General features: G+C 43.1%; 20 protein-coding genes. 4 read left to right on the forward strand and 16 right to left on the reverse strand.

The window, feature by feature from the left end; all coding sequences use genetic code 11:
* Window positions 1-66: 66 nt before the first annotated feature.
* Window positions 67-882: a recombination regulator RecX gene (gene recX, locus HMPREF0623_RS04095; RefSeq protein ID WP_004165485.1), complete on the reverse strand. Its 816-nt coding sequence runs from the start codon at window positions 880-882 to the stop codon at window positions 67-69.
* 52 nt (window positions 883-934) lie between these two features.
* Here recX and HMPREF0623_RS04100 point away from each other — a divergent pair, with 52 nt between their 5' ends.
* Window positions 935-1,393, forward strand: a complete 459-nt coding sequence (locus tag HMPREF0623_RS04100) for a flavodoxin (RefSeq protein ID WP_002832208.1) — start codon at window positions 935-937, stop codon at window positions 1,391-1,393.
* Window positions 1,394-1,594: 201 nt separating this feature from the next.
* On the opposite strand, the gene HMPREF0623_RS04105 is transcribed toward HMPREF0623_RS04100, so the two are convergent.
* The 12 genes from HMPREF0623_RS04105 to HMPREF0623_RS04160 form a co-directional block, all read right to left on the reverse strand.
* Window positions 1,595-2,221, reverse strand: a complete 627-nt coding sequence (locus HMPREF0623_RS04105; RefSeq protein ID WP_004166073.1) for a GNAT family N-acetyltransferase — start codon at window positions 2,219-2,221, stop codon at window positions 1,595-1,597.
* 373 nt (window positions 2,222-2,594) lie between these two features.
* The gene (rlmD, locus tag HMPREF0623_RS04110) at window positions 2,595-3,962 is read right to left on the reverse strand and encodes a 23S rRNA (uracil(1939)-C(5))-methyltransferase RlmD (RefSeq protein ID WP_004166074.1); all 1,368 of its coding nucleotides are present in this window, start codon (window positions 3,960-3,962) and stop codon (window positions 2,595-2,597) included.
* 273 nt (window positions 3,963-4,235) lie between these two features.
* Window positions 4,236-5,234: a diacylglycerol kinase gene (locus HMPREF0623_RS04115; RefSeq protein WP_004165492.1), complete on the reverse strand. Its 999-nt coding sequence runs from the start codon at window positions 5,232-5,234 to the stop codon at window positions 4,236-4,238.
* Between the two features lie 27 nt (window positions 5,235-5,261).
* Window positions 5,262-6,689 carry an Asp-tRNA(Asn)/Glu-tRNA(Gln) amidotransferase subunit GatB gene (gatB, locus tag HMPREF0623_RS04120; RefSeq protein ID WP_004166075.1) on the reverse strand — a complete coding sequence of 476 codons (1,428 nt, stop codon included), beginning with the start codon at window positions 6,687-6,689 and terminating at the stop codon, window positions 5,262-5,264.
* Entirely contained in the window at window positions 6,689-8,149 is a 1,461-nt protein-coding gene (gene gatA, locus HMPREF0623_RS04125; RefSeq protein ID WP_002832215.1) for an Asp-tRNA(Asn)/Glu-tRNA(Gln) amidotransferase subunit GatA, read from the reverse strand. Before gatA ends, gatB begins: the two co-directional genes overlap by 1 nt.
* Window positions 8,149-8,463: an Asp-tRNA(Asn)/Glu-tRNA(Gln) amidotransferase subunit GatC gene (gene gatC, locus HMPREF0623_RS04130; protein WP_002832217.1), complete on the reverse strand. Its 315-nt coding sequence runs from the start codon at window positions 8,461-8,463 to the stop codon at window positions 8,149-8,151. Before gatC ends, gatA begins: the two co-directional genes overlap by 1 nt.
* A gap of 19 nt (window positions 8,464-8,482) precedes the next feature.
* The gene (locus HMPREF0623_RS04135; protein ID WP_004165494.1) at window positions 8,483-9,640 is read right to left on the reverse strand and encodes a CamS family sex pheromone protein; all 1,158 of its coding nucleotides are present in this window, start codon (window positions 9,638-9,640) and stop codon (window positions 8,483-8,485) included.
* 75 nt (window positions 9,641-9,715) lie between these two features.
* Window positions 9,716-11,989, reverse strand: coding sequence for a DNA helicase PcrA (gene pcrA / locus HMPREF0623_RS04140; RefSeq protein ID WP_036671274.1), 2,274 nt, complete (start codon window positions 11,987-11,989; stop codon window positions 9,716-9,718).
* Between the two features lie 90 nt (window positions 11,990-12,079).
* On the reverse strand, window positions 12,080-13,219 hold the full coding sequence (locus tag HMPREF0623_RS04145; protein ID WP_002832220.1) for an ATP-grasp domain-containing protein: 1,140 nt from the start codon (window positions 13,217-13,219) through the stop codon (window positions 12,080-12,082).
* A gap of 33 nt (window positions 13,220-13,252) precedes the next feature.
* Window positions 13,253-13,825: a xanthine phosphoribosyltransferase gene (locus HMPREF0623_RS04150; protein ID WP_002832221.1), complete on the reverse strand. Its 573-nt coding sequence runs from the start codon at window positions 13,823-13,825 to the stop codon at window positions 13,253-13,255.
* Window positions 13,826-13,846: 21 nt separating this feature from the next.
* A complete protein-coding gene (locus HMPREF0623_RS04155) occupies window positions 13,847-14,488 on the reverse strand; it encodes a glycoside hydrolase family 73 protein (RefSeq protein WP_002832222.1) in 642 nt (213 codons plus the stop codon).
* 100 nt (window positions 14,489-14,588) lie between these two features.
* Window positions 14,589-15,197, reverse strand: coding sequence for an ECF transporter S component (locus HMPREF0623_RS04160; protein ID WP_004165497.1), 609 nt, complete (start codon window positions 15,195-15,197; stop codon window positions 14,589-14,591).
* A 417-nt stretch (window positions 15,198-15,614) separates the two neighbouring features.
* Here HMPREF0623_RS04160 and HMPREF0623_RS04165 point away from each other — a divergent pair, with 417 nt between their 5' ends.
* On the forward strand, window positions 15,615-18,461 hold the full coding sequence (locus HMPREF0623_RS04165) for a DEAD/DEAH box helicase (protein WP_004166079.1): 2,847 nt from the start codon (window positions 15,615-15,617) through the stop codon (window positions 18,459-18,461).
* Between the two features lie 46 nt (window positions 18,462-18,507).
* The gene (locus tag HMPREF0623_RS04170) at window positions 18,508-19,626 is read left to right on the forward strand and encodes a DUF4767 domain-containing protein (RefSeq protein ID WP_004166080.1); all 1,119 of its coding nucleotides are present in this window, start codon (window positions 18,508-18,510) and stop codon (window positions 19,624-19,626) included.
* A gap of 265 nt (window positions 19,627-19,891) precedes the next feature.
* Here HMPREF0623_RS04170 and HMPREF0623_RS04180 read toward each other — a convergent pair whose 3' ends face one another.
* The gene (locus HMPREF0623_RS04180; protein ID WP_229785784.1) at window positions 19,892-20,089 is read right to left on the reverse strand and encodes an XRE family transcriptional regulator; all 198 of its coding nucleotides are present in this window, start codon (window positions 20,087-20,089) and stop codon (window positions 19,892-19,894) included.
* 203 nt (window positions 20,090-20,292) lie between these two features.
* On the opposite strand from HMPREF0623_RS04180, the gene HMPREF0623_RS04185 reads away from it, so the two are divergent.
* Complete coding sequence (locus HMPREF0623_RS04185; protein ID WP_002832230.1) at window positions 20,293-20,514, forward strand: helix-turn-helix domain-containing protein; 222 nt, start codon at window positions 20,293-20,295, stop codon at window positions 20,512-20,514.
* A gap of 561 nt (window positions 20,515-21,075) precedes the next feature.
* On the opposite strand, the gene HMPREF0623_RS04190 is transcribed toward HMPREF0623_RS04185, so the two are convergent.
* Both HMPREF0623_RS04190 and HMPREF0623_RS04195 read right to left on the reverse strand, forming a co-directional pair.
* Window positions 21,076-21,279, reverse strand: a complete 204-nt coding sequence (locus tag HMPREF0623_RS04190; protein WP_002832231.1) for a hypothetical protein — start codon at window positions 21,277-21,279, stop codon at window positions 21,076-21,078.
* A gap of 31 nt (window positions 21,280-21,310) precedes the next feature.
* On the reverse strand, window positions 21,311-22,612 hold the full coding sequence (locus HMPREF0623_RS04195) for a Y-family DNA polymerase (protein WP_004165500.1): 1,302 nt from the start codon (window positions 22,610-22,612) through the stop codon (window positions 21,311-21,313).
* Window positions 22,613-22,629 lie beyond the last annotated feature (17 nt).

The following is a 22,629-nucleotide window of genomic DNA, read 5'->3' on the forward strand; positions in this document are numbered from 1 at the left end:
AAGCTTTCAATTTCTCTTCAATTATACCAAAGTGGACTTTAATTTTGCACTATCCATTCCAGAAACTTAAGAATCATTTTCGTTTAAAAAACGTTCAATTAATTCCATTTCAAAGCCTTTTTGATATAACGACCGTTTAATTTTAGTGGTTCGCTGGTATTCCGGTTGCCCCTGGTACCGACGTAACAGTCGTTCACCCAATTTACGTAGCTTTTCGTATTCTGCATCGCTATCGACCGTAAATTCGATTTCAGCAAGTGCTTTTTCGATAATTTCGCTAGTGAAACCCTTTTGCATCAAATTTTGCCGAATTTTCAACTGTTGTTGCCGGAGTGCTTGTGCCTGATGCCGTTTTTGCAGTTTCTGTCCGACCCGGACTGCTAGAGCCACCTGTTCAGCATCAGTAAATAGCTGCAATCCCGCTTGCAAGTCATTTTCCAGCACCCCTTTTTGCCGTAAATGATTAATTAGGTACCGGGGCCCCTTGTCGCCCGTCCGCATCATCGTGCGCACGTAGCTTTTGGCATACTCCCGATCGTCTAATAGATTCAAATCAGCTAGCTTAGCAATCACCGCTTCGATTACCGACTCCTCGTAATCCTGCTGACGTAATTTTTGGCGTACCTCATTTTCCGTACGCAACTGCCCGGTTATATAGGTTAGCGCAATATTATAAGCCTCGGCATTAGTTTCATACTCGCCAATTTCCTTTAATAAAGTGCCGTTCACGGCCATCCCCTTACCTAACCGAAAGTGAATGAAGGTTTCCTCGCTAATTGGAAAAGCGTACTCGCCATCCAAAAAAACGTTGTAACGCCCCGCCCGTTTTTGTGCGGTAATTTTAGTAATTTTTTTAGTTTCTTCAGAATTAATGTTAATCAACTCCTTTTTTGCTATACTTTGATAGGAAAATATTGGAAAGAAGGATCAAACTATGCCAACTGCAAAAGTTGTTTTTGCTACCATCACTGGTAATAATGAGGACTGTGCTGACATCATTACCGAAGCTTTAGAAGATTTAGGCGTGGAAGTTGACGAAACCGAAATTTCACAAACCGATGCTGCCGAACTTAAAGACTACGACATTAACGTCATTGTCCCCTACACCTATGACGAAGGAGCACTGCCCGAAGAGGGTCTCGACTTTTACGACGACCTAGCCGACCTTGATTTGAGCGGCAAAATTTACGGAGTCGCTGGATCAGGAGACACATTCTACGAAGAATTTTATTGCGTCGCCGTTGACAAGTTTAGTGAAGCTCTCACTAAGGCTAACGCAACTAAGGGAACTGCCGATCTTAAGATTAACTTAGCTCCCGAATCGCAAGAGGATCTCGATCACCTAGATCAATTCGCCCAAGATTTGGTTGACGCCTATAATGCCCAAAATTAATTCTTGTATGTAGCAAAGCGTAGAAGCTGAATTTGGTTCAGTTTCTACGCTTTTTGGTTTGCAAACTTTTACTGCCGAATCCTAACCACCACGATTAAAGATTTCCTTCAACTATATTATAGCAAAGGTACCCACTAAAAAAGCTAAACCCGTCACTTAAAGACGGAGCGCCTCGTAATCGTGACGAGTTTACTTTTCAAGTTAAGCTAATTGCCCGGGAAGAACACGCTTTTCTTTTGACGGAAATTGCTGGTCAAATTTATTAACGTCGCTTTCACTGACGTAATATGCTGAAGGCGTGTAGTAGAGTGCTTCTTGTGCTTGCTCAAAGAAGCCTTCCCGTAATTCCTTTGCCAAAAAATATGGGATTTCTCCGTTTTCAGGTTCACCCGCGTAACGAATTCCCTTAGTAGTCGCAACTTCAAAACCAGCGTGTTTATAAAAGGCTAAGTTACCTTCAATGCATAGTACAGAGGCCCCCCATTTACGCGCTTGAGCAATGCCATAATCGAGCAGCTTTTTCCCATACCCCTTCCGTTGGTAAGCCGGGGCAATTGATAATGGTCCAAATGTTAAAACGGGCACTTCATTCCCGTTTTTATCAACCATTTTTGCCTTCACAAAGCAAATTTGACCGATAATTTGGTGACCTTTTTCCATCACCAAGTTAAGCTGAGGAACAAACTCGGAGCTTTTGCGTAAAACATGTAATACGTAATGTTCATAACAACCTGGCCGATAAACGTTCCAAAAGGCTTCCCGCACCATCGCTTCCGTTTCCCGGTAGTCAGCTGGTTGTTCTAAACGAATCAAATAATCTTTTTCCATTTTAACGCTCTCCTTAAGAATTGAATTCAATGGCAATTCCAGAAGATTTGTAGGCCAAACCTTCTGGCTAACCTACAATCGCTAAGGTGCTGTAATTAATCATTCAACCTCTCCTTAATAAATTTGTTTTGAGCTTATCAAAGAGGGTTAGGAAATTCAAGAAAATACCCTACAATTACAAATTTCCAGAATCATTTTAATTGTCATTGGCGTTATTTTGGCTAACTTAGCGGGTAATCATTAAAATAACTGCCATATGTAAAAAAGTGTGCCCCTAGTATTCAATAGGGGTACACTTTTTAGTTTGCTAAACATTTTAATTATTTTTGCCTTTTAGTTTCCATTTGCAGAAAACTCATTATTTCTTCGTCGCTTAGCTCCTCGACATTACTGTGACGCTCTCAACATGCGGCGTCTGCGGGAACTGGTCCACCGGCGTGATTGGTTGATCCACCTTGTAGCCTTGAGCCTGGAACCGGTCGATGTCTCGAACCAGCGTTGCTGGGTTACAACTGACGTAAACCACTCGTTTAGGAGCCATTGCCACGGTTGCGTTAATCACACTTTCGTCGAGGCCTTTGCGTGGCGGATCCACTACCACAACGTCTGGTTGCATCCCTTCAGCTTGCCACTTCGCCATTTGGTCTTCCGCCTTGCCGACCACAAATTTAACGTTCTTAGCTTGGTTTTGAACGGCGTTAACCTTCGCATCCTGGACGGCTTCCTTAACAATTTCGACTCCGTAAACTTTCTTGGCGGCTTGCGCCATCGCTAGGGAAATCGTCCCAATTCCACTATAAACGTCCAAGACCGTTTCTTTACCAGTTAAGCCGGCTTTTTCGATTGCTAGCTGGTAGAGCTTCTCGGTTTGCACTGGGTTAACTTGGTAGAAGGAATGTGCTGAAATGATGAATTTTTGACCCAACAATTCGTCGTGAATAACCGATTCACCTGCCAACAGGCGATCTTCCTTCCCCATAATAACGTTAGTCTGCTTAGGGTTAATATTTTGAATTACGCTAACTACCCCATCAATTTGATGAATAGCCGCAGCAATTTCGTCTAAATGGGAAACTGAGCTGGTGCGGGTGATCAACACCACCATAATTTCGCCCGAACGCCGGCCCCGACGGACCATGATATTTCGCACTACGCCGCGTTGGTTAATTTCGTCGTAAGGTTCAATTTGGTATTCGCGTAAAATGTCTCGAACTTTGAGGATTACTTGGTCAATTACCGGGTCTTGAATGTAAAAATCTTCAATCGGCACTAAATCATGCGAGCCGCGCTTGAAAAAGCCGGTGGCTAACTGTCCCTTAACTTTTCGAACCGGAACCTGCGCTTTATTTCGGTATCCCGTTGGATTTTCCATCCCGACCGTTTCCGCAACTTCAATTTGTTCCAAGTGAGACTTTTGCAATAAGTTCTTAATTTGAGTTTGCTTAAATTTTAATTGCGCGGGGTACGCAATGTGTTGCAACGGTGCAATTCCCGTTTGCGTATACGCGACATCATTTCCCGCAACCCGGTCTGGGCTTTCCACTAGAACCTTTTCTACCCGGCCAAACGCAAAATTTTTCTGCACTTTAGTGATTTTGACTTGAATTTGTTCGCCTGGGATACTGTCGGCAATGAAAATTGGAAAATGCTCGATTTTAGCTACGCCCATCCCTTGATAAGTTAAGTCGGTAATGGCTACCATATACGTTTGGTTTTTTTCTACTGGTGCTTTAATTTTCATTGATTTCCCCTTATTGATAATCTAATAAACAGAGTGGGACAAAAGCCGGGTAGTTTGTGAGCATTAACCGGAAATTACCGGTTCCGACTGATGTTGCCGGAATTACCGATTTCAGGTTAAGCGGAGCAAACTGACTTTTGTCCCACATTTTAGCTTCATTTAAGTTAATGGTTCAAAATGCTTTTCAGTGCTTTATGGATCCTTGAAAAACACTTTTGATTTTTAATGCATGACGATTAGCAGTGATCAACCGTAGTTAGTCACGGTGCATGATCACTCTTGATCATCATCCTGTGATAAATTTTGAACTTCAGCAACAAATTGTTCTTCAACTTGGCGATACTCATCGTCTTCCGGTTCGCTGACCGGGACGCTATCTAAATTAGTAAACATGTCGATATGCCGTTTTAGGTTCTTGAAAATCATTGGGGCATCACCACCATATTCACCATCTAAATTAACCATGACCCGTTCATTAACCGGATTAACGACGACCTTACGCGCCTTTCGGTAAATAATCCGCGGGTCGTCAACGTGCTTGCCGTTAAGCGCCTTGACCATCAAGTGTAACAAGTCAGGTAAACTGCTAGATTTCACGATGATCATGGTGAATTTTCCATCATCTAACGAGGCGTCGGGCACAATTTGTTCAAAGCCCCCAATTGAATTGGTTAATGCCAAGAAGAACATGGACGCTTGCCCATGGAAATGTTCTCCATCGTACTCAATATCCATCTCGACCGGCTTCACCCGGGGCAACATTTCCGCCCCCTTCACGATGTAAGCTAAGTATCCAAAAATACTCTTCAAGTTGGATGGCACGTCGTAGGTCAATTCGGTCAGCAAACCACCCGCTGCGATATTAATGAAGTAGTTATCCCCGGCTTTACCAATGTCCATCTTCATCCGTTGATTTTGGAGCACTACCTTTGCGGCCGCCACCGGATCTTCCCGTGGAATCCGTAAAGCCCGGGCGTAGTCGTTGGTGGTTCCAGCAGGGATGATTGCCAATTTAGGCCGCCGGTGGAGCGGAGCGATCCCGTTGACCACTTCGTTAATGGTCCCGTCGCCGCCCGCTGCCACAACTAAGTCAAAACCATCCTTAGCAGCTCGGTGCGCTTCGTTTTTGGCAGAATTAGGTTCCGGAGTTGTTGCAAATGCACTGGTCTCATATCCCGCCTTCTCAAATACCGCCAGAATTTCAACTAAATGCTGCTTGATCATTTCCCGACCCGAAGTCGGGTTATATATAATACGCGCACGTTTTCGCATCGCACGTTTTCCTCCGCTTCTATTCCACTAACGAGCGTTGAGCTCTTGCATTAAGATTTGATTTACCACCTTCGGGTTCGCCTGTCCCTTAGTTTGTTTCATGATTTGCCCAACTAAGAAACCAACGGCCCGATCTTTTCCGTTCTTAAAGTCAATTACCGATTGTTCGTTATCATCAACTACTTGCGTAATGATTGGCTTCAAAATTGCTGGATCGGAAAGTTGTACCAAGCCCTTTTCCTTTACCCAGCTAACTGGTTCTTCGCCCTTAGTAATTGCCTTGAAGACTTTCTTAGCAATCTTCGAAGAAATGGTTTCGTCACTGATCATCTTAACCATGCTAGCAAGGTGTTCTGGCGTAATCTTCGTGTCTTGTAAGTCAACCTTTTGATCGTTCAAGTAGGCGTTTACGTCACCCATTAAGTAGTTAGCAACCAACTTAGGATCTGCATCAAAGGCAATTGCTGCTTCAAAGAAGTCGGACATTTCCTTCGTTTGGGTAAGCACCATGGCATCGTAGTCACTTAAGCCCAGTTCGTTAACGTAACGCGCACGCCGTTTACCAGGCATTTCCGGCATCTTGTCTTCTACCGCCTTGATCCATTCATCACTGATGGTGATGCTTGGTAAATCTGGTTCAGGGAAGTAACGGTAATCGTCCGCGCCTTCCTTAACCCGCATTAGGATGGTTTGACCAGTGGCTTCATCGTAACGCCGGGTTTCCGGACGCACTTCTCCACCGGATAATAAAAGCTTTTGCTGCCGCTTTTCTTCGTAAGCCAATCCCTTCCGGACGAAGTTAAAGGAGTTGATATTCTTCAATTCGGCCTTGGTACCATAAGTATTTGAGCCTTCCGGACGGATGGAAATGTTAACGTCCACCCGCATGGAACCTTCTTCCATCTTCACGTCTGAAATCCCAGTAAACTGAATCCGTTGCCGAAGTGCTTCCAAATATGCGTAAGCTTCGTCCGGTGATTCAATATCTGGTTTAGAAACAATTTCAATTAGCGGGGTTCCCTGCCGGTTCAAGTCGACGTAGGAGTAGCCGTTAGGGTTATGGGTATTCTTACCGGCATCTTCTTCGATGTGCATTTCGGCAATCCCAACTTTTTTCTTCTTGCCGTCTACTTCGATTTCGATCCAGCCGTCCGTTCCAATAGGCGTATCTGCTTGGGTAATTTGGTATGCCTTAGGATTATCTGGATAGAAGTAATTCTTCCGGTCAAAATGCTGGGTCCGAGCAATGTTAGCATGTAATGCCTTGGCAGCCATCATTCCGGCTTCCACAACCCCTTTGTTAGTTTGGGGCAAAACGCCGGGATATCCCCAGTCAATTACGTTAGTATTTTCGTTCGGCTGATCCCCAAATTCTACGGGTGAAGGACTAAATATTTTGGAATTAGTTTTTAATTCGATGTGGACTTCAAGTCCGATAGTGGTTTTAAAATTCATTATTTGTCCTCCGTTTCAGGGTGTTTTTGGTAAAAATTAGTTGCCGCTTCAAAAGCAGCCCCTGCTTGATACATAGTTTGTTCGTCAAATGGTTTAGCAATCATTTGTAAACCAACCGGCATCCCTTCGCTGAAGCCTGCTGGTAATGACATTGCTGGCAATCCCGCTAAGTTAACTGGGATCGTCAACACGTCGTTCATGTACATGGTCGTTGGGTCATCAACTTCCGCACCAATTTTATAAGCTGGAGTTGGTGCAGTTGGCCCAATGATTAAGTCGTAATTTTCGAAAACTTTATTGAAGTCGTCGATGATTAAAGTCCGCACTTGGGCAGCCTTCTTGAAGAATGCATCGTATGATCCAGCTGAAAGTGCGTAAGTTCCCAGCATGATCCGGCGCTTAACTTCATCGCCAAATCCTTCGGAACGAGATTTTACGTAAACGTCTTCTAGGTTCTTTACGTCGTCCGCCCGGTAACCGTAGCGAATCCCATCAAAACGTTGCAAGTTGGAAGAAGCTTCTGACGAACCAATGATGTAGTAAGCCGCCACCCCGTAGTTACTCCGTGGTAGGGAAACTTCTTCGACCGTTGCTCCTAAATCTGTTAACGTTTGAACGGCTTGTTTGATGGTTGCCTTAACGTCTTCGTTAATTCCCTTGCCAAGGTATTCTTTAGGAAGGGCGATCTTCATCCCTTTAATATCTTGTCCAATCTTAGCCGTGAAATCGGGAACTTTCTTGTCCGAACTAGTAAGGTCCCGTTCGTCCATTCCAGCAATGATGTTCAATAAGGCTGCGTTATCCTTGACCGTTCTCGTCATCGGACCGATTTGGTCTAAGCTTGAACCAAATGCGATCAATCCGTAACGCGAAATCCGACCGTACGTTGGTTTTACCCCAACAATTCCGGTATAGGAAGCTGGTTGGCGAATGGAGCCCCCAGTATCTGAACCAAGTGCGGCAATCGAATTCCCAGCCGCGACCGTGGTTGCTGAACCACCAGAAGAACCACCGGGAACTTTAGTGTGGTCCCATGGATTCCGGGTCGTACCGTAAAAAGAAGTTTCTGTTGAACCACCCATCGCAAATTCATCTAGGTTAGTTTTTCCAATGACGATTACGTCGTTAGCCTTTAAACGTTCAATTACCGTCGCGTCGTAAATGGGCGTAAAATTACTCAACATCTTTGAAGAAGCGGTCGTTTTTAAGCCCTTAGTAACGATGTTGTCCTTAACGGCAATGGGAATTCCTGCCCATAAGTTGTCAGGGTCAACGCCCTTTTCGTCAATCGCTTGTGCTTGCTTTAAAGCTTCGTCGCGGTTAATGGTGACAAAATCGTTTAAAACGGCTTGGTCAGCTTCGATTTGGTCTAACGTTTGGGATACCAACTCCGTAACGGTTAATTCCCGGTCAACCAATTTTTGATGGAGTTCGGTCACCGTAATATCAAAAAACTTCATTATGCTTCCTCACTTTCATCAAGAATTGCGGGAACCCGAATGAACCCGTCTTCAGTATCGGGTGCGTTATTTAAGAGTGCTTCCTTATCTCCTGAACGAACGGCTTGATCTTCGCGCATCCGGTTCAATTGATCAGTTACGTTGAACGTTGGTTCCACGTTAGTCGTATCGACTTCGTTTAATTGCTCAACTAGGTCGATGATATCTTCGAATTGATTTGTAAACTTTTCTAATTGGGCATCATCTAATTTTAATTTAGCCAACGTAGCTACGTGTGCTACGTCGTTTTTGGTAATGTTATTTTCAACTGTCATTGCTTGCTTCCTTTCAGAATTAATAGCTTGTAAAGACGTGCGAACTAAAGGTCTTATCCTTTGATGAACGGGATAAGAAGCTTTGAACGTCGTCACTCGAACGAATCGTAATGTCGATATTTACCCCGCTTGGCAGGTATTTTTCTGCCTGGGTCGAAACAAACTGCGTGAAACTATTAATTTCTGTCTCACTATAGAATTGAGTGGTAATCGTCACGCTCATTCCTTGCATTGAATCCCCTTTGTAACGAGCCTTCGCGGTAATTCCGCTCAAGTTAGGGAAGAAACTTTCCACTTGAGTTTTGAAATTATCAAAAGCAGTCGAATCGTTGCTATTCGGCGTACTTTCGTTATCCCCAATTGGGTAAACCACGTTCTTATAATCCAAGTTTTTCCAACTAGCTAGTTGATTACCCTGGTTATTAGAATACCGGATAAAGGTTCCCCCGGTCAAACTATCATTAGACGCTTGTTTATAAACGGCAATCACGATCGGGATATCTTTGAATTCGTCTTTCTTCCGCAATCGTTGCAGTACTTCTTTAGCAATCCGCGTACTTTGCTCTTTAATTTCCGCGTCCGAAATTTTAGTTTCGTATTCTGCACCATACTGCTTCTTTTGGTAATAGTCGACCGTGTTCATTGCTAGTCCAATCGTGACCCCCTTCAACTTCAAGGAGTTCCCCGATTTTTGCATGTAGTCTTGTTCTTCAAGTGCCTGCAAATAAATCGGGTTTCGCTTATCAGGATCTTTAGAACCATTATCCTTCGGATTGAGGCCATCAGGGTTCTTCTTGGACTTTCGGTCTAGCCAACTTTGAACCGTATCCGAACTAAGGTATTGCCCCTCTTGGAAAACGTATTTAGATGGCGCGAAAACTTCTTTGGAGACGTCTTGCAAGCCCGTTTCAAAACTCTTCGTATTATTTACGTTGCCATTTTGATCCGCAGTTAACCCACGGGACTTGCTGACCACGTACTTTCCATTTTTTATCACTCCGGCGTATTGTCCAGAAGAAGAGCCCGTTGTTTGATAAGTTGTCTTTTTATTTTTTTCACCGGTCACGTTATTGGTTGCCGACGACATAGAAGAATTATTTAATCCCCCACAAGCCGACAAACCGACTCCGAGTAATAACGTGGCAACTAATAAGCTGATTTTTTTAGTTACTTTCATAGAAAAGTTCCTCAAACTTTCGTTATATACCTAATTATACCGCTAAAATAAATCACATCTTGTCTAAGGTTAAGCTTAGTCCGTAACCCGCTTAATCGGTGCAAAGGCTGCTAATAGACGCTTAATCCCCTGATCTTTAAAGGCGATGTCTAATTCCACGTCTTCGCCAGTTTCAGAAACCTTAACCACCGTACCAACACCCCAAGCTTTGTGTTGCACTTTATCACCAGCCGCCCAACTAACTTTTTCTGCGCCAGTACCTTGGTTAGTAGATACTTTAGCACGTTGAGTACCGTAAACACTAGCAGTTGCCCGGGCGTTTCGTTCCCGATCAAACGGATATTTATTTCTACTGCTTGAGCTGAACCCTTGAACTTGTTCGTTTTCGTCTTGTAAATATTCTGCGCTAATTTCCCCAATAAAGCGAGATGCAGGATTATTTTGCGTCCGCCCGTATAACATTCGGGAATAAGCGTTCGTTAAGTATAACTTCTTTTGTGCACGGGTAATTCCCACGTAAGCCAACCGGCGTTCTTCTTCAAGTTCGTCAGGATCGGTAGCCGCCCTAGATAATGGGAAGACCCCTTCTTCCATTCCGACTAAGAAGACTACGGGGAATTCAAGCCCCTTCGCCGCGTGCAAGGTCATCAGCGTTACTGCCGATGGTTCTTCTTCTACATCGTCTTGGTCAGAAACTAAGGCAAGGTCTGCTAAAAAGTCCACTAAGCGAACGTTATCACCATTTTCATCGGCAACTTCGGTTCCTTCCGCGTCGTTTTGTTCGTCAAATTGCTTAGTTACCGTGAGGAATTCGTTGATATTTTCTAACCGAGCTTCCGCTTCCATGGTTCGGGTTTGTTCCAAGGCTGCCCGGTAGCCGGTTTTATCTAGTAAAGTTTCCGTTAATTCCGTGATGGAAAGAAATTCGGCGGACTTCCGTAAAGCATCGATTGTCTTGGCAAAATCTTCAATCGCGTTGCGCGTGCGCCGAGCAATTCCGTTAGCAATTTGCACGTTGCGCGCCGCTTGTAAAAGCGACCAACTATTTTCGTCCGCAAACGCCTGTAGCTTAGCCATTGAAGTTGCACCAATCCCTCGTTTGGGTTCGTTGATTACCCGTTCAAAACTCATGGAATCCTCTTCGTTAGCGATTAGCGTGAGATAACTGAGAACGTCCCGAATTTCCTTGCGGTCGTAGAACTTATGTCCCCCCACCATGGTATAAGGAATGTTGGCCTTCACGAAGGTATCTTCAATCAACCGGGATTGGGCGTTCGTCCGGTATAGGATTGCAAAATCACCGTAATCAAAATTATTTTCTTCAATTTGCTTGCGAATTTGTTGAACAATGAAATGGACCTCATCATTGCCGGTTTGCCCCCGGTAGTACGAAATTTTAGCCCCTTCAGCATTATCCGTCCACAATTGCTTAGGCTTGCGTTCCACGTTGTTAGCAATCACGTCGTTAGCCGCGTTCAAAATGTTTTGGGTAGAACGGTAATTTTGTTCCAACATCACCGTGTGCGCGTCAGGATAATCAGATTCAAAATTCAAAATATTTTGCATGTCGGCACCCCGCCAACCGTAAATACTTTGGTCAGAATCCCCCACTACGCATAGGTTCCGAAAACCTTTTGCCAACATGGTAACCAGTTGGTATTGCGCTTGGTTAGTATCCTGGTATTCATCCACGTGAATATAGTGGAATTTGTTTTGGTAAAATTGCAACGTTTCAGGACTTTGTTCAAACAACCGAATTGTTTGCATGATTAAGTCGTCAAAGTCCAACGCTTGGTTGGCTTTTAACCGTCGTTGATATTCGTCATAAATCTTACCAACCGCCTCATCATGCGGGTTACTTGCATTTTCTTGGTAATCCGCCGGAGTCATTAAATCGTTTTTGGCGTTGGAAATCTTTCCCAATACCGACCGAGGATCGTATACTTTTGGATCGTAATTCAAATCTGCAAGTACGTGTTTGATCAGCGTCCGTTGTTCACTAGGGTCGGCAATTGAAAAAGCCCGGTTGTACCCGATCTGTTCAATGTCGCGCCGTAAAATTCGTACGCACAACGCATGGAAAGTGGAGACCCAAATTTCAGATGCCACTTCGCCCAATAAATTAGCCACCCGTTCACGCATCTCCCGAGCCGCCTTATTGGTAAAGGTAATGGCCAAAATGTTCCAAGGATTTACATCCTTTTCTTCAATCAAATAGGCCACCCGGTGCGTTAACACCCGTGTCTTTCCACTACCAGCACCCGCCATGATCAGCAACGGGCCCTCCGTTGTTTGGACGGCTTGCTGTTGCATATCATTAAGACCTTTTAATAAATCATTTTCAGGCAATTCGTTCAATCCTCTCTATTTGTAACTAAAAAACAACCACAGACCATTATAGCAAAAAAGCCGGTTCATTAACCGACTTTAAAGCGACTTTTACCAAACATCTGTATTATCAATTTGCTCTTGAATTTGCTTGACGTTGTCGCCATCCGCCAACACGTAGCCCACGTGATTTTCATCCTTGTGTTCGCTAACCTGCGGATAGAAATGGAAGTGCCAATTATCTTTGATTAACCACTGTGTTTTAATTTTTTGCATTTGCGGTTCGGCAACGTTCAACATGATGGTCGGCACTTGAAGCCGAATATCACTGATCACCATCCCACTGAGGGCCCGCAAGGTTTCTTCGTAAACCGTCGTATTCGAAGCTAAGTTAAAGATATTTTGGGAACGGTGAATTCCAGGAATCAACCGTTTTAAGTAAATTTCTCCATCTTGGACGTAGAACACAATTGAAAAGACCCCTACGTATTCAATTGAATTGGCGATTTTCGTTGCTTGTTCCAATAGGTTATTTTGAATCCGCGGATCAATATCTACTGGAACCCGAGTTTCTTTTAAGTGATGGTTTTGATAGATATTCTCCACCATTGGGAACATCTTTTGCCGGTGATTTTGGCCCTTCACTACGCTTAACGCAACTTCACGACCAGTGTCCGGCCATGATTGTAGTAAATAAGTCCCCCGTTCGAGCAATGGCGCCGCCTTGGGAACGTCAATTTCACTTTCCAACAGCAAGCTTTGTTCATTTAACGGATCTTTCAAGATTGGTTGTAAAATTCCGGGATACCCAATCTCATTAACCGAATCGTATAGATCATCCAAATCGACGATGGTAACGTATGGTGCCGTTTTAATTCCGAGTTGTTCCATCGTGGCCTTTTCAATGATTCGATCTTGGTTGAGCTCAAGCAACTGGGTTCCTTGAGGGATGGAAACAAATTGTTGTAGGTATTTAATGATCTTAATATCGACCATCTCGGATTCATACATCACGATTTTGCAGCGTTCCGCAAATCGTTGAAGCTTTTCCCCATCGTTTAAGCTTCCCACGAAACTTTTATCCGCATAGTGAACCACTTCATTTTGCTCCGACGTGACGTAAACGGAAACTTTAAAGCCCATCGACTTAGCGGTGGTTACCAATTGAACACTGGAACGCCCTTCGCCGATAATCCCTATCATATCGCCTGGATAAATAATCTTTTTCGAAGTAATTACCTCATTTTCCACTTTTGATCATCCTGCCTGTTCCTCAATCTATAATTACTCAAATTCAACTTGACCATCGTCAGTTAACGCCTTAATTTTAGCTAAGGACTCTAGTTGCACGTTGCGATCCTTGATGATTTGACTTCCCTTTTGGAAGGTCTTTTCAATCACGATTCCGACGCCCACCACGTCGATTTTAGCAGCGTCCGCAATGTCAAATAAACCGGACACGGCTTGTCCATTAGCTAAGAAGTCGTCAATAATTAGTACCCGATCGTTAGAATCAATGAACCGTTTGGAAATCGAAATTTGATTGCTGGTTTGTTTGGTATATGAATAAACTGACGCCGTATATAAGTCATCTTTCAACGTTAAACTTTTGTGCTTCCGCGCAAAAATTACCGGAACATCCATTGCCAATCCGGTCATTACTGCGGGAGCAATCCCTGAAGATTCTACAGTTAAGATTTTAGTTACCTTTTGGTCCTTAAACAACCGCGCGAATTCTTTTCCAATTTCAAACATTAATTGTGGATCAACTTGATGATTTAAGAAGCCATCAACCTTTAAGACATTGTGTGGTAAAACAATTCCTTCTGATCTAATCTTGTCTTCAAGTAACTTCATCCCGTAACTCCCCCTGAATTATTATTTATCATATTGATTTAAATTATATTTTTGAATCAAGTTAATTAACTTGGCTGGATAATCCGGATCCGTGGCGTATTGAGCGTCGTAAAGCGCTTGGGCAGCTTGCTTATAATCACTTGCCGTAATTACCGCTTGATATTGCCGTGGGTTCCAATTGGTCCCGTTCACCAGTAGTAGCGAATGGTCACGCATTGACTCTTGCCACGAAGAATAGACTTTAAAACGGGCCGCCACCGTGACCCATTTGCCATTTACAAATTCCTGCGTTTTAAAATAACGACTGTTCTGATCAGAGTCACCTTTAATTCCGTAGTAATTATTAAACTTTTTGGACAGCGTACTTTGTCCCCAGTCTGATTCTAGAATTGCCTGAGCCATCGTAATGCTCGGCAAAATACCATATTGCCGCTGCATCTGCTGAGCATATGGCGCAATTGTTTTTATAAACTGTTGGTGACGCTGTGCGGTGGCACTGGTGGTGGTCAAGTTATCCGTAACCTGGGTAGCTTCCGTTCGGAGCTTCATTCCCAGTTCAACTACCAAGCATACCACTAAAAGCAGCCCAATAATTGACGAAACTTTTAACTGTCCCTGTTGATAAAAAAAGTTATTCTTTCGCCTACGTTTTTTCTTCGCCACTGGTGGTCAAGACCCTCCATTTTAGTGTACATACTTAGTTTAACCGAAGCACCTTAAAAATAATAGTCCGGTTCTCCGAGATTAAACAAAAAATAACTTTTTACTGCTTAAACCGTTGCTGCCCGACTTTAGAATACTTTAATAGCGGTACAGCTAATAACGGAGCAATAATTCCAGCAGCAATGGCTTCGGGAATTCCGTGTACACCGGCAACCGTTAATAAGTATGGCATTAACTCCTTTAAATTAAGGGCTGCGTAGACTTGTGAGCCGTTATGATAGAAAACGTAAATCAAACTCAGCACTAATACCGTGTTAACTAATGAGCCAAGCACGGAACTGATTATAAATGTGACCTGTTGAGGCAGTTTGGTTTTAATTAACCAGTTGACTAACCACCCGGTGATTACCCCAATTAAGATGCGGGGGACGATTGAAATCAACGGATTAACCATTACGACGTTGCCTAGTGCACTAGAAGTGACGGTAATGGCTCGTAACCAATCAACTAATCCCCAGATTCCACCAACGATACCTCCATCTACGGGTCCTAAAAGAATTGCCGCTACGATGACCGTGATGTGGATTGTCGTAATTTCTAGCATCCCCACTGGAATGTAACCGACTAAAGGAACGTAATTTTGAATAATAATGATTGCTGCAAATAAAGCTAAAATACTAATTTTACGTGCATGATTTTGCTTTTGCATAATTAAACTCCTCGTTGGAAAAAGATTGGATATATTATAGCACGAGCTGACGACCAATCCGGGGAAGTTCTTAACGATCAATTAAATTTAATAGCGTACTTCCTGTAGAATTTTTGTCCCTCTAATAGCGCAGGTGGTTTCTCGCAACTATTTACCCTTTAATAACTTTCTTCGTGGACGAGGATCGGGTAAATTAGTTACATCGTCCAGTTAATTACCGTCTACATAAATACATTCCCCATTTTAATTACTAATTTGGCTATTAACTAACTCAAAATTTGGCTTAAGTTACAAAACCTGCCCGTCAGTCGCAACCACTTTAAATAACGATTATTTAAATTAAATTTAACGGTACTTTTCCCAAAAGCGCGGTAAAATACGTGTAACATTGATAAACTACGTTTTTAAGGAGCACTTATGAATCTTGAACCTAACTTTAATAATTCAATTTTAGCCGCACTTAGTAATTATCAGCTGCCTGCTGAAAATGAGTACCTCCCCCAATTAATTACTAACCAAACTGCCGTCAACCTTAAGCTCCATTTAGAACAAGAGTTGCAAAATTGTACGGGGTTTACCTTAGCCGTTGCTTTCATTACAAACGGTGTCCTCACCGATTTAAAGGTCCAGTTTGCTGATTTAGCTATTCAAAATATTTCTGGTCGCATTTTAACTTCAACCTATTTATATTTTAACCATCCCCATGTGTTCGAGGAACTTTTGAAGATTCCTAATGTGGAAGTTCGCATTATTGATCAACAACAAAATTTTCACGCCAAAGCCTACCTTTTTGACAAACCGGAGGGCTACCAAACCTTTATCCTCGGGAGCGCTAATCTAACTGAAGCAGCGTTAATACAAAATTACGAGTGGAACATTAAACTAACTGCGTATCGACACGGACAACTAGCTCGCACAATTAATCACGAAGTAGACCAGCTTTGGCAAAATGCGCGTCCGCTTGATGAAATTTGGCTTAGCCAATATCGCAAAGCTTATCAGCAAGCCATCCCTCGGTTAACATCGACACCGTCATCGTCACCAACTACTTCGATTACCCCTAACGCCATGCAAAAGGATGCCCTCGCCTCACTAACCGAATTACGGCAATCCGGCGCCAAGCGTGGCCTTATCGTTTCCGCTACCGGAACTGGTAAAACTTACTTAGGCGCTTTTGACGTACGGAATTTTAATCCTCGTAAATTCTTGTTCGTCGTTCACCGCGAACAGATTTTACGCAAGGCATTACGTAGTTTTCGAAAAGTACTTGGCGGTCCGGCAAGTGATTATGGAATTCTTTCCGGAAATCAGCACGATACCAACTGTAAATATCTTTTTGCTACCATTCAAACCTTGTCACGCGAATCAATTTTACAATCCTTGCCCGCAGATATGTTTGACTACGTTTTGATCGACGAAGCACATAAAGCTGGCGCGCCCACCTACCAACAGGTGATCGACCATTTCCAGCCCGAGTTTCTTTTAGGGATGACCGCCACTCCGGAACGAACGGACGATTTTAACATTTACGAGCTTTTTGATTACCACATTGCCTATGAAATTCGCTTGCAAGCTGCCATTGAATCCGATATGCTCAGCCAATTTCATTACGTAGGAATTACCGATTACGAATACCAGGGTCAGTTAATTGACGAAAAAACTCCGTTACGCCATTTACTCGCTCAAGAACGAATGGACTACGTGGCTGAACAAATTGATTACTATGGTCACGATGGAGAAAGAGTCTATGGCTTAATTTTTTGTAGTCGTCAGGCTGAAGCCGTGGAGGTCGCTCAAATCATGACGGCAAAGGGGCATCCCACCCGCGCTTTGACCGGAAACACCTCGGTAAGCGAGCGTGAAAAAATCATTCGGCGATTTGAAAAGGGTGAATTAGAATATTTAGTTACCGTCGACATTTTTAATGAAGGGGTCGACATTCCGAAGGTTAACCAAGTGATTATGCTACGCAATACCGAATCCAGCATCATCTTCATTCAACAACTCGGGCGTGGCTTAAGAAAAGCTCCGGAAAAATCTTTCGTAACGATTATTGACTTTATTGGTAATTACAAAAACAACTACTTAATTCCAATTGCGTTGACTGGTGACCAATCCCTGAATAAAAATCGGCTTCGGCAGCAAATTGCCACCAATCAAACCATCGGGTTGTCTTCCATTAACTTTAGTCGAATTGCTAAGGAACGGATCTATCAGTCGATCAACCATAGTAATCTCACCCTGTTGGCAACCTTACGTGAGGCCTATCAAGCATTGAAAAATAAATTGGGCCGCGTGCCCCGATTAGCCGATTTTCAAAAATTCGGCTCGGTAGATGGTCAAGTTTTAGTCGATAAGTACGAAAACTATCAGCAGTTTTTGATTAAAATGCATGACGAACAGCCACTTACTAAGTCAGCAGACGCCTTTTTACGCCTAATTTCGCGGGAATTTTTAAACGGCATGCGCATTCATGAACTAGTTTTACTACAACAGTTGTTTAAGCAGCCCCGGTACGCTAAGCAAGCGTTGGTCAGCCGACTTCACGAACTGGGAACTTATACTGATCCAGCAACTTTGCAGTCGGTAAACAACCATCTCGATTTAAGTTATTTTCAGCCTCGTGATCAAGTTAAATACGGGAAAATAGCTTGGGTTACTCTGCAAGATGGTTACTATCAGCTTAACGATGAGCTCTGGACACAATATCAGCAAAATCCGTACTTTAAAAACTTGGTTGACGATGTCTTACAAGTTGGCATGTGGAATAGTAAACGATACGACCAACAAACGAAGTTCACCCGCAACCAACGTTACACCCGCCGACACGTCAACCGCTTATTGGGCTGGCCTAAAGACCAATCTTCCGCGATTTACGGCTACAAAGCTAATCAAGGAAGTTGTCCGCTTTTTGTCATTTACCAAAAGCGTCCCCAGTCTCCGGTTGCTGCTCGCCACCAAAACGTTTTCTACGATACCCAGACGTTAAGCTGGTTCACCAAAACGCCTCGTAAGTTAGATTCTAAAGAAGTGGTCCACCTTCTTAAGGGAAATCGGCAACAAACCATTGCTTTTCCCCTCTTTGTAAAGAAAAGTGAGGACGAAGGTGCGGATTTCTACTATCTCGGCCTAGTAGATTTTGATTTTCAGTCTTTAGAACAACAGACCCGGATAATCAATGGACACGAAAAGCCAATTGTTAAAGCTAACTTACAATTGCGGACGCCGGTAGACTATCAACTGTATCTAAACCTCATTAATTAAGGTACACTATAAACTGTAAACAATTATTCAGTTTGGAGGAGTAATTTTGCAGAATTTAAAACAAACTTTCGGCTGGTTAGCTAGTATTGGAATGGGAGCCTTATTACTAACCGCCTGCGGAAATTCTAATTCTTCATCATCGTCCGTGCACCAAAATACCGCAACGGACCTCACTAAATCGAGTCAAGCACGCTCAACCACCCACAAAGCAACCCCAAGCGCGCTGTGGGATCCACGGAAAGCTGAACAACTTAGCAGCTTTATGGAATCCTTCGGTCAAACGATGGATCAAAGTTATACTGCTTGTACTCCCGGGCATAACACCACTTACGCCGGATTGCATTACCCTGACGATCTCAAACAGCGACGCACTGCTTTTGACGATCAAAAGCTTTCTGCCGGATGGGCACCCACTGGGAAGGGACATTATCGCGTTAATGTCGTAGCAGTATATGAAGATCCCGGACAAGGTACCTTAGGCGGTCACGTTTACCTGTTTGCCATTAAAGATGGCAAACCCGTCGTGTACCACACTTCCCAAAATCAAGGAATGCCAGACAACCTTACCCACTTCACCACTACTGAGAATCAGACGCTTAGGCAAGGATTCGCTAAGATTGTTGCGGGCCAGCAAGTAGCGTTGCCAAATAAGTCCTCATCTTCTAAAAAAGCGGTAGCTCCTACGCACCATTACGTTAAGTTTGTTTTTCCACAATGGATGCAGGGAACTTGGTATTCTGCTGATGACGATGGCAAAATCGAAAAATTAGTCGTTACTGGTAACCTCCTTAATACGGACGGCGTGAAAACCCCGACCTACGACGGAGCTTCCCGTACCGCAGCCGACATGAAAGTATTGAATGGCGACGGAAAACCCGATCCTGCTAAAACCGATTGGGGTGCTGGAGGGTTAAACATCCCTTCTGAAAGTTTATTTGACGACCCTAGCAAAGTTTCGCAAGTAGTCAACGTCCGCGGCTGGTATCAAGGTGCTGGAGACGGCACGTACTTTTATACTAGTACCGAAAAAGATGGCGGACAGCCGTTCACCGTCCTTACTCAAGCTGGCGGGGCCGGCATGTGGCTGACTGCGCACTATTACCGTAGCGTGGACCTCGCTAAACAACACCAAGACGAGCATTACTCAACTGATCGCGATAATTAAGCCCCTACGCCTTCCTAACAAAAATAGACTAAAAAATGCTTTTCAAGAATTTTTAAGTTCTTGAAAAGCATTTTAGTTTTGTTGATTTTAAAAATAAGTTCAAAAGGTACGTTAAAAACCAGTTTACCCTGCTTACTTGGAATGGTAATTATGTCAAGTTTAGCCATAATTATTAATTTTCAGTTAGCACTCGTAAACTACCCGATATACCATTATTCTCTATACTAATTCACCATTAACAAATCAGGAGGTTGTCCTAGCTTTGTTAATGGTGTTTTTTACTGCTGATTTGTTTAATTTCTTCACGTGCTAATTCATTTAAATCCAAGTCTAAATAAACTGCCAATGCAAATAGCGCTTCAATTGACATTCGTCGCGGTACTGGAGTTAATTCATCTTCATAACGAGAAAGCATACTAGTTGATATGTCAATTCCATACTCATCATGAATACTACGAATCAACTCGATTTGTGACAGATTTCGTTGCTTTCGTGCATTTTTCAGTATAGTTCCAAAAATCAAAGGTAAATCCTCCTTACTACTAGATGTATTAATTCTAGTACATTTATACCGAATAGAGTACAAAGCATTGCTAAGGAGACCCTTTTAGGGTTATAATCCCACAAGAGGAATCTTTAAAAGGAACAAAAAATCGAACTAATTGGATGGTGATTTTTTTGTGTGATAACTACCGGGATTTTCGCGGCGTCTTAGCTTATCTAAAAGAAAATCAAATTAAACAGGAAACGGTCGCAAATTTTTTAGGCATTGGTCGGACCACCCTGAACCGTAAGTTAAACGGCGCAAGTGAATTTAAGCTCTCTGAAGTCAAATTGATTCATGAGCATTTTAACGTACCTTTAGAAATCTTTTTTAAAGATGTCTGAGTTAATCGATTAAATATCAGTTCACTATCAATTAGTTGCATTATCCTTATTGATAACTAACTATAAATTTAGCAATTATATTTTAAACATCATTGCAGTAGTCTTGTCCGAAGTTAGGTATTCCCCATATGCCGTGATTCATGTCAGCCAACGTGAAGATAAACTTCTACTACTGCTGCAATGTTTTCATCCGCAATGTAGTCGTGCAGACTCATTGCGGTTTTACTTTTGCCAAAATAAAGTTTAAATTTTTGATAACGTTGTTACACATTTAATTTATTACGCCTTACAAATATTCGTTTCAGAATCCCATTTATCTCCAGGCGAAAATGATATACCTTAAATAAAAGTTATCCCTTATATCATTATCATCTTTTTTGTAATTTTAGCTCAAAAACTAAAAAAATTGAGACGCACCTAATCTCAATTTGTCTTATTATAATGTTGCAACATAAAGTTGCGAATTCGCTTGTATTTTTTAATGCTTCTCCGCACTCAAAAAATATATCGAGTTATCTTTTCTTTCTAACCGCTGAACGTCCTCCTCGGGACGTTCTTTTTTTACGACCCCTTCCCTGGTTCTTCTCCGATCCCATAGTGTTTTTCATCCCATTGTAGTTTTGCCGTTCGCTGTTCAGCATCCCTTTTCAACGCATTTAAATGGTCAGATAAATAGTATCCCTGCCATTTAATGATGCCCCGGTCAACGTAATAATAATCAAAAAATTCTTGTACATCCGCTTCCGTAAATCGATCGTATCGCATTATAATTTTCTCCTAAAGAACCGTAATTAAACTATTCGTACGCGTTTCCGCCATTATGGCCTCCTACCAAGCCGGCACGGTTAATCGCCGTAGCCCCCGGAGTTTTACTTCGTGCGTATACTAGCGCTTTAAAACCATACTGCTGGCGAATTTTGTCCACGGCTTTTTCGATATCGTAATGCTTAATCTGCTGGGTAGCTGAGTGAAATAAATCTAGTTGCTGGCCAGTTGCGGGAGCTAATTTACTTGCATAAACGGCAATATTTCGCACCGCTTCTCCTTGCCAATTTTCTCGAAAAAGCTGAATCAGGACATGCGTAAGCGCAAAATTTTCGTTAGTAGGCGTAATTTTTTGGGCCACGTGAAAACCGCCCCGTCCATCCTCAACGCTGGCCGCGTAGGAAAAACCAATCCCTAATGAAATGCACCGGGTCTGCTTTTGGCGATGGCGTAACCGGGCTGCTACCTGTTCTCCAATTTCCTTGATTACCGTCTCAATTTCTAACTGTTGACAATAATCGCGGGGTAAAACCTGCGAATTCCCCACACTACTATCCTTAGGCTGGATCGGCTGTTGTAATTTACTACGGTCAATCCCCCACGCGGTTGCGTAAAGTTGCCAGCCAATAATTCCTAACGCTTCTTTTAGCTTAAAGGGATTGGCGTGAGCAAGGTCTGCCATTGTATTGATCCCTAACCGATTCAACCGCCGTTCAGTGCGTTTACCGATTCCCCAAACTTCCGTTAAGTTAGTAATTGGCCAAATTTTTTGAGCCACGCTTTCATAATGAATCTCGCCAATTAGCGCGGGACTTTTTTTCGCGTAAAGATCAAGCGCTAACTTTGCTTGCACCGGGTTATCCCCAATTCCAATCGTGGTGTAGAGCCCCAGTTGTTCACAAACGGTGCGTTGGATTTTTTGGGCAACTTCCCGCGGAGTTCGGCCAAATAATTGCCACGAACGGGTAACGTCTAAAATTGATTCATCAATTGAATATGGCAACAAATCTTCATCAGCGACAAACTGCCGAAAAATATTGTTAATTTGCAGATTCTTTTGAATATAGAGGTTCATCCGCGGCGGAACTACTAACAACTGCTTCGTATTAGGCAAATCCCGTTGGCGAGAGACGTTTGCGTGCAAATTAAACAGTTTTTTAGCCATCGGGGAAGTTGCCAACACTAATCCTCCGTTAGTATTAGCTTGTTCCGACATTACCACCATCACCGCCCTTAGTGGGTTAAGCCCCCGCTGAACCGCCTCCACGCTGGCGTAAAAGGATTTATTATCAATCAGAAAAAACACGCCCCGGGGTTCCTTTCGATAATCCATCTGCTAATTGCCACCTT

The organism is Pediococcus acidilactici DSM 20284, from assembly GCF_000146325.1.
Taxonomy (GTDB): Bacteria; Bacillota; Bacilli; order Lactobacillales; family Lactobacillaceae; genus Pediococcus; species Pediococcus acidilactici.

Excerpts from the sequence above, each read along its gene's own strand:
- HMPREF0623_RS04165 (WP_004166079.1), top strand. The coding sequence starts at position 15,615 with ATGAATCTTGAACCTAACTTTAATAATTCAATTTTAGCCGCACTTAGT.
- gatB (WP_004166075.1), bottom strand. The coding sequence starts at position 6,689 with ATGAATTTTAAAACCACTATCGGACTTGAAGTCCACATCGAATTAAAA.
- HMPREF0623_RS04185 (WP_002832230.1), top strand. The coding sequence starts at position 20,293 with ATGGTGATTTTTTTGTGTGATAACTACCGGGATTTTCGCGGCGTCTTA.
- HMPREF0623_RS04105 (WP_004166073.1), bottom strand. The coding sequence starts at position 2,221 with ATGGAAAAAGATTATTTGATTCGTTTAGAACAACCAGCTGACTACCGG.
- HMPREF0623_RS04190 (WP_002832231.1), bottom strand. The coding sequence starts at position 21,279 with ATGCGATACGATCGATTTACGGAAGCGGATGTACAAGAATTTTTTGAT.
- HMPREF0623_RS04115 (WP_004165492.1), bottom strand. The coding sequence starts at position 5,234 with ATGCGAAAACGTGCGCGTATTATATATAACCCGACTTCGGGTCGGGAA.
- HMPREF0623_RS04195 (WP_004165500.1), bottom strand. The coding sequence starts at position 22,612 with ATGGATTATCGAAAGGAACCCCGGGGCGTGTTTTTTCTGATTGATAAT.
- HMPREF0623_RS04150 (WP_002832221.1), bottom strand. The coding sequence starts at position 13,825 with ATGAAGTTACTTGAAGACAAGATTAGATCAGAAGGAATTGTTTTACCA.
- gatA (WP_002832215.1), bottom strand. The coding sequence starts at position 8,149 with ATGAAGTTTTTTGATATTACGGTGACCGAACTCCATCAAAAATTGGTT.
- rlmD (WP_004166074.1), bottom strand. The coding sequence starts at position 3,962 with ATGAAAATTAAAGCACCAGTAGAAAAAAACCAAACGTATATGGTAGCC.
- HMPREF0623_RS04135 (WP_004165494.1), bottom strand. The coding sequence starts at position 9,640 with ATGAAAGTAACTAAAAAAATCAGCTTATTAGTTGCCACGTTATTACTC.
- HMPREF0623_RS04160 (WP_004165497.1), bottom strand. The coding sequence starts at position 15,197 with ATGCAAAAGCAAAATCATGCACGTAAAATTAGTATTTTAGCTTTATTT.
- gatC (WP_002832217.1), bottom strand. The coding sequence starts at position 8,463 with ATGACAGTTGAAAATAACATTACCAAAAACGACGTAGCACACGTAGCT.
- HMPREF0623_RS04100 (WP_002832208.1), top strand. The coding sequence starts at position 935 with ATGCCAACTGCAAAAGTTGTTTTTGCTACCATCACTGGTAATAATGAG.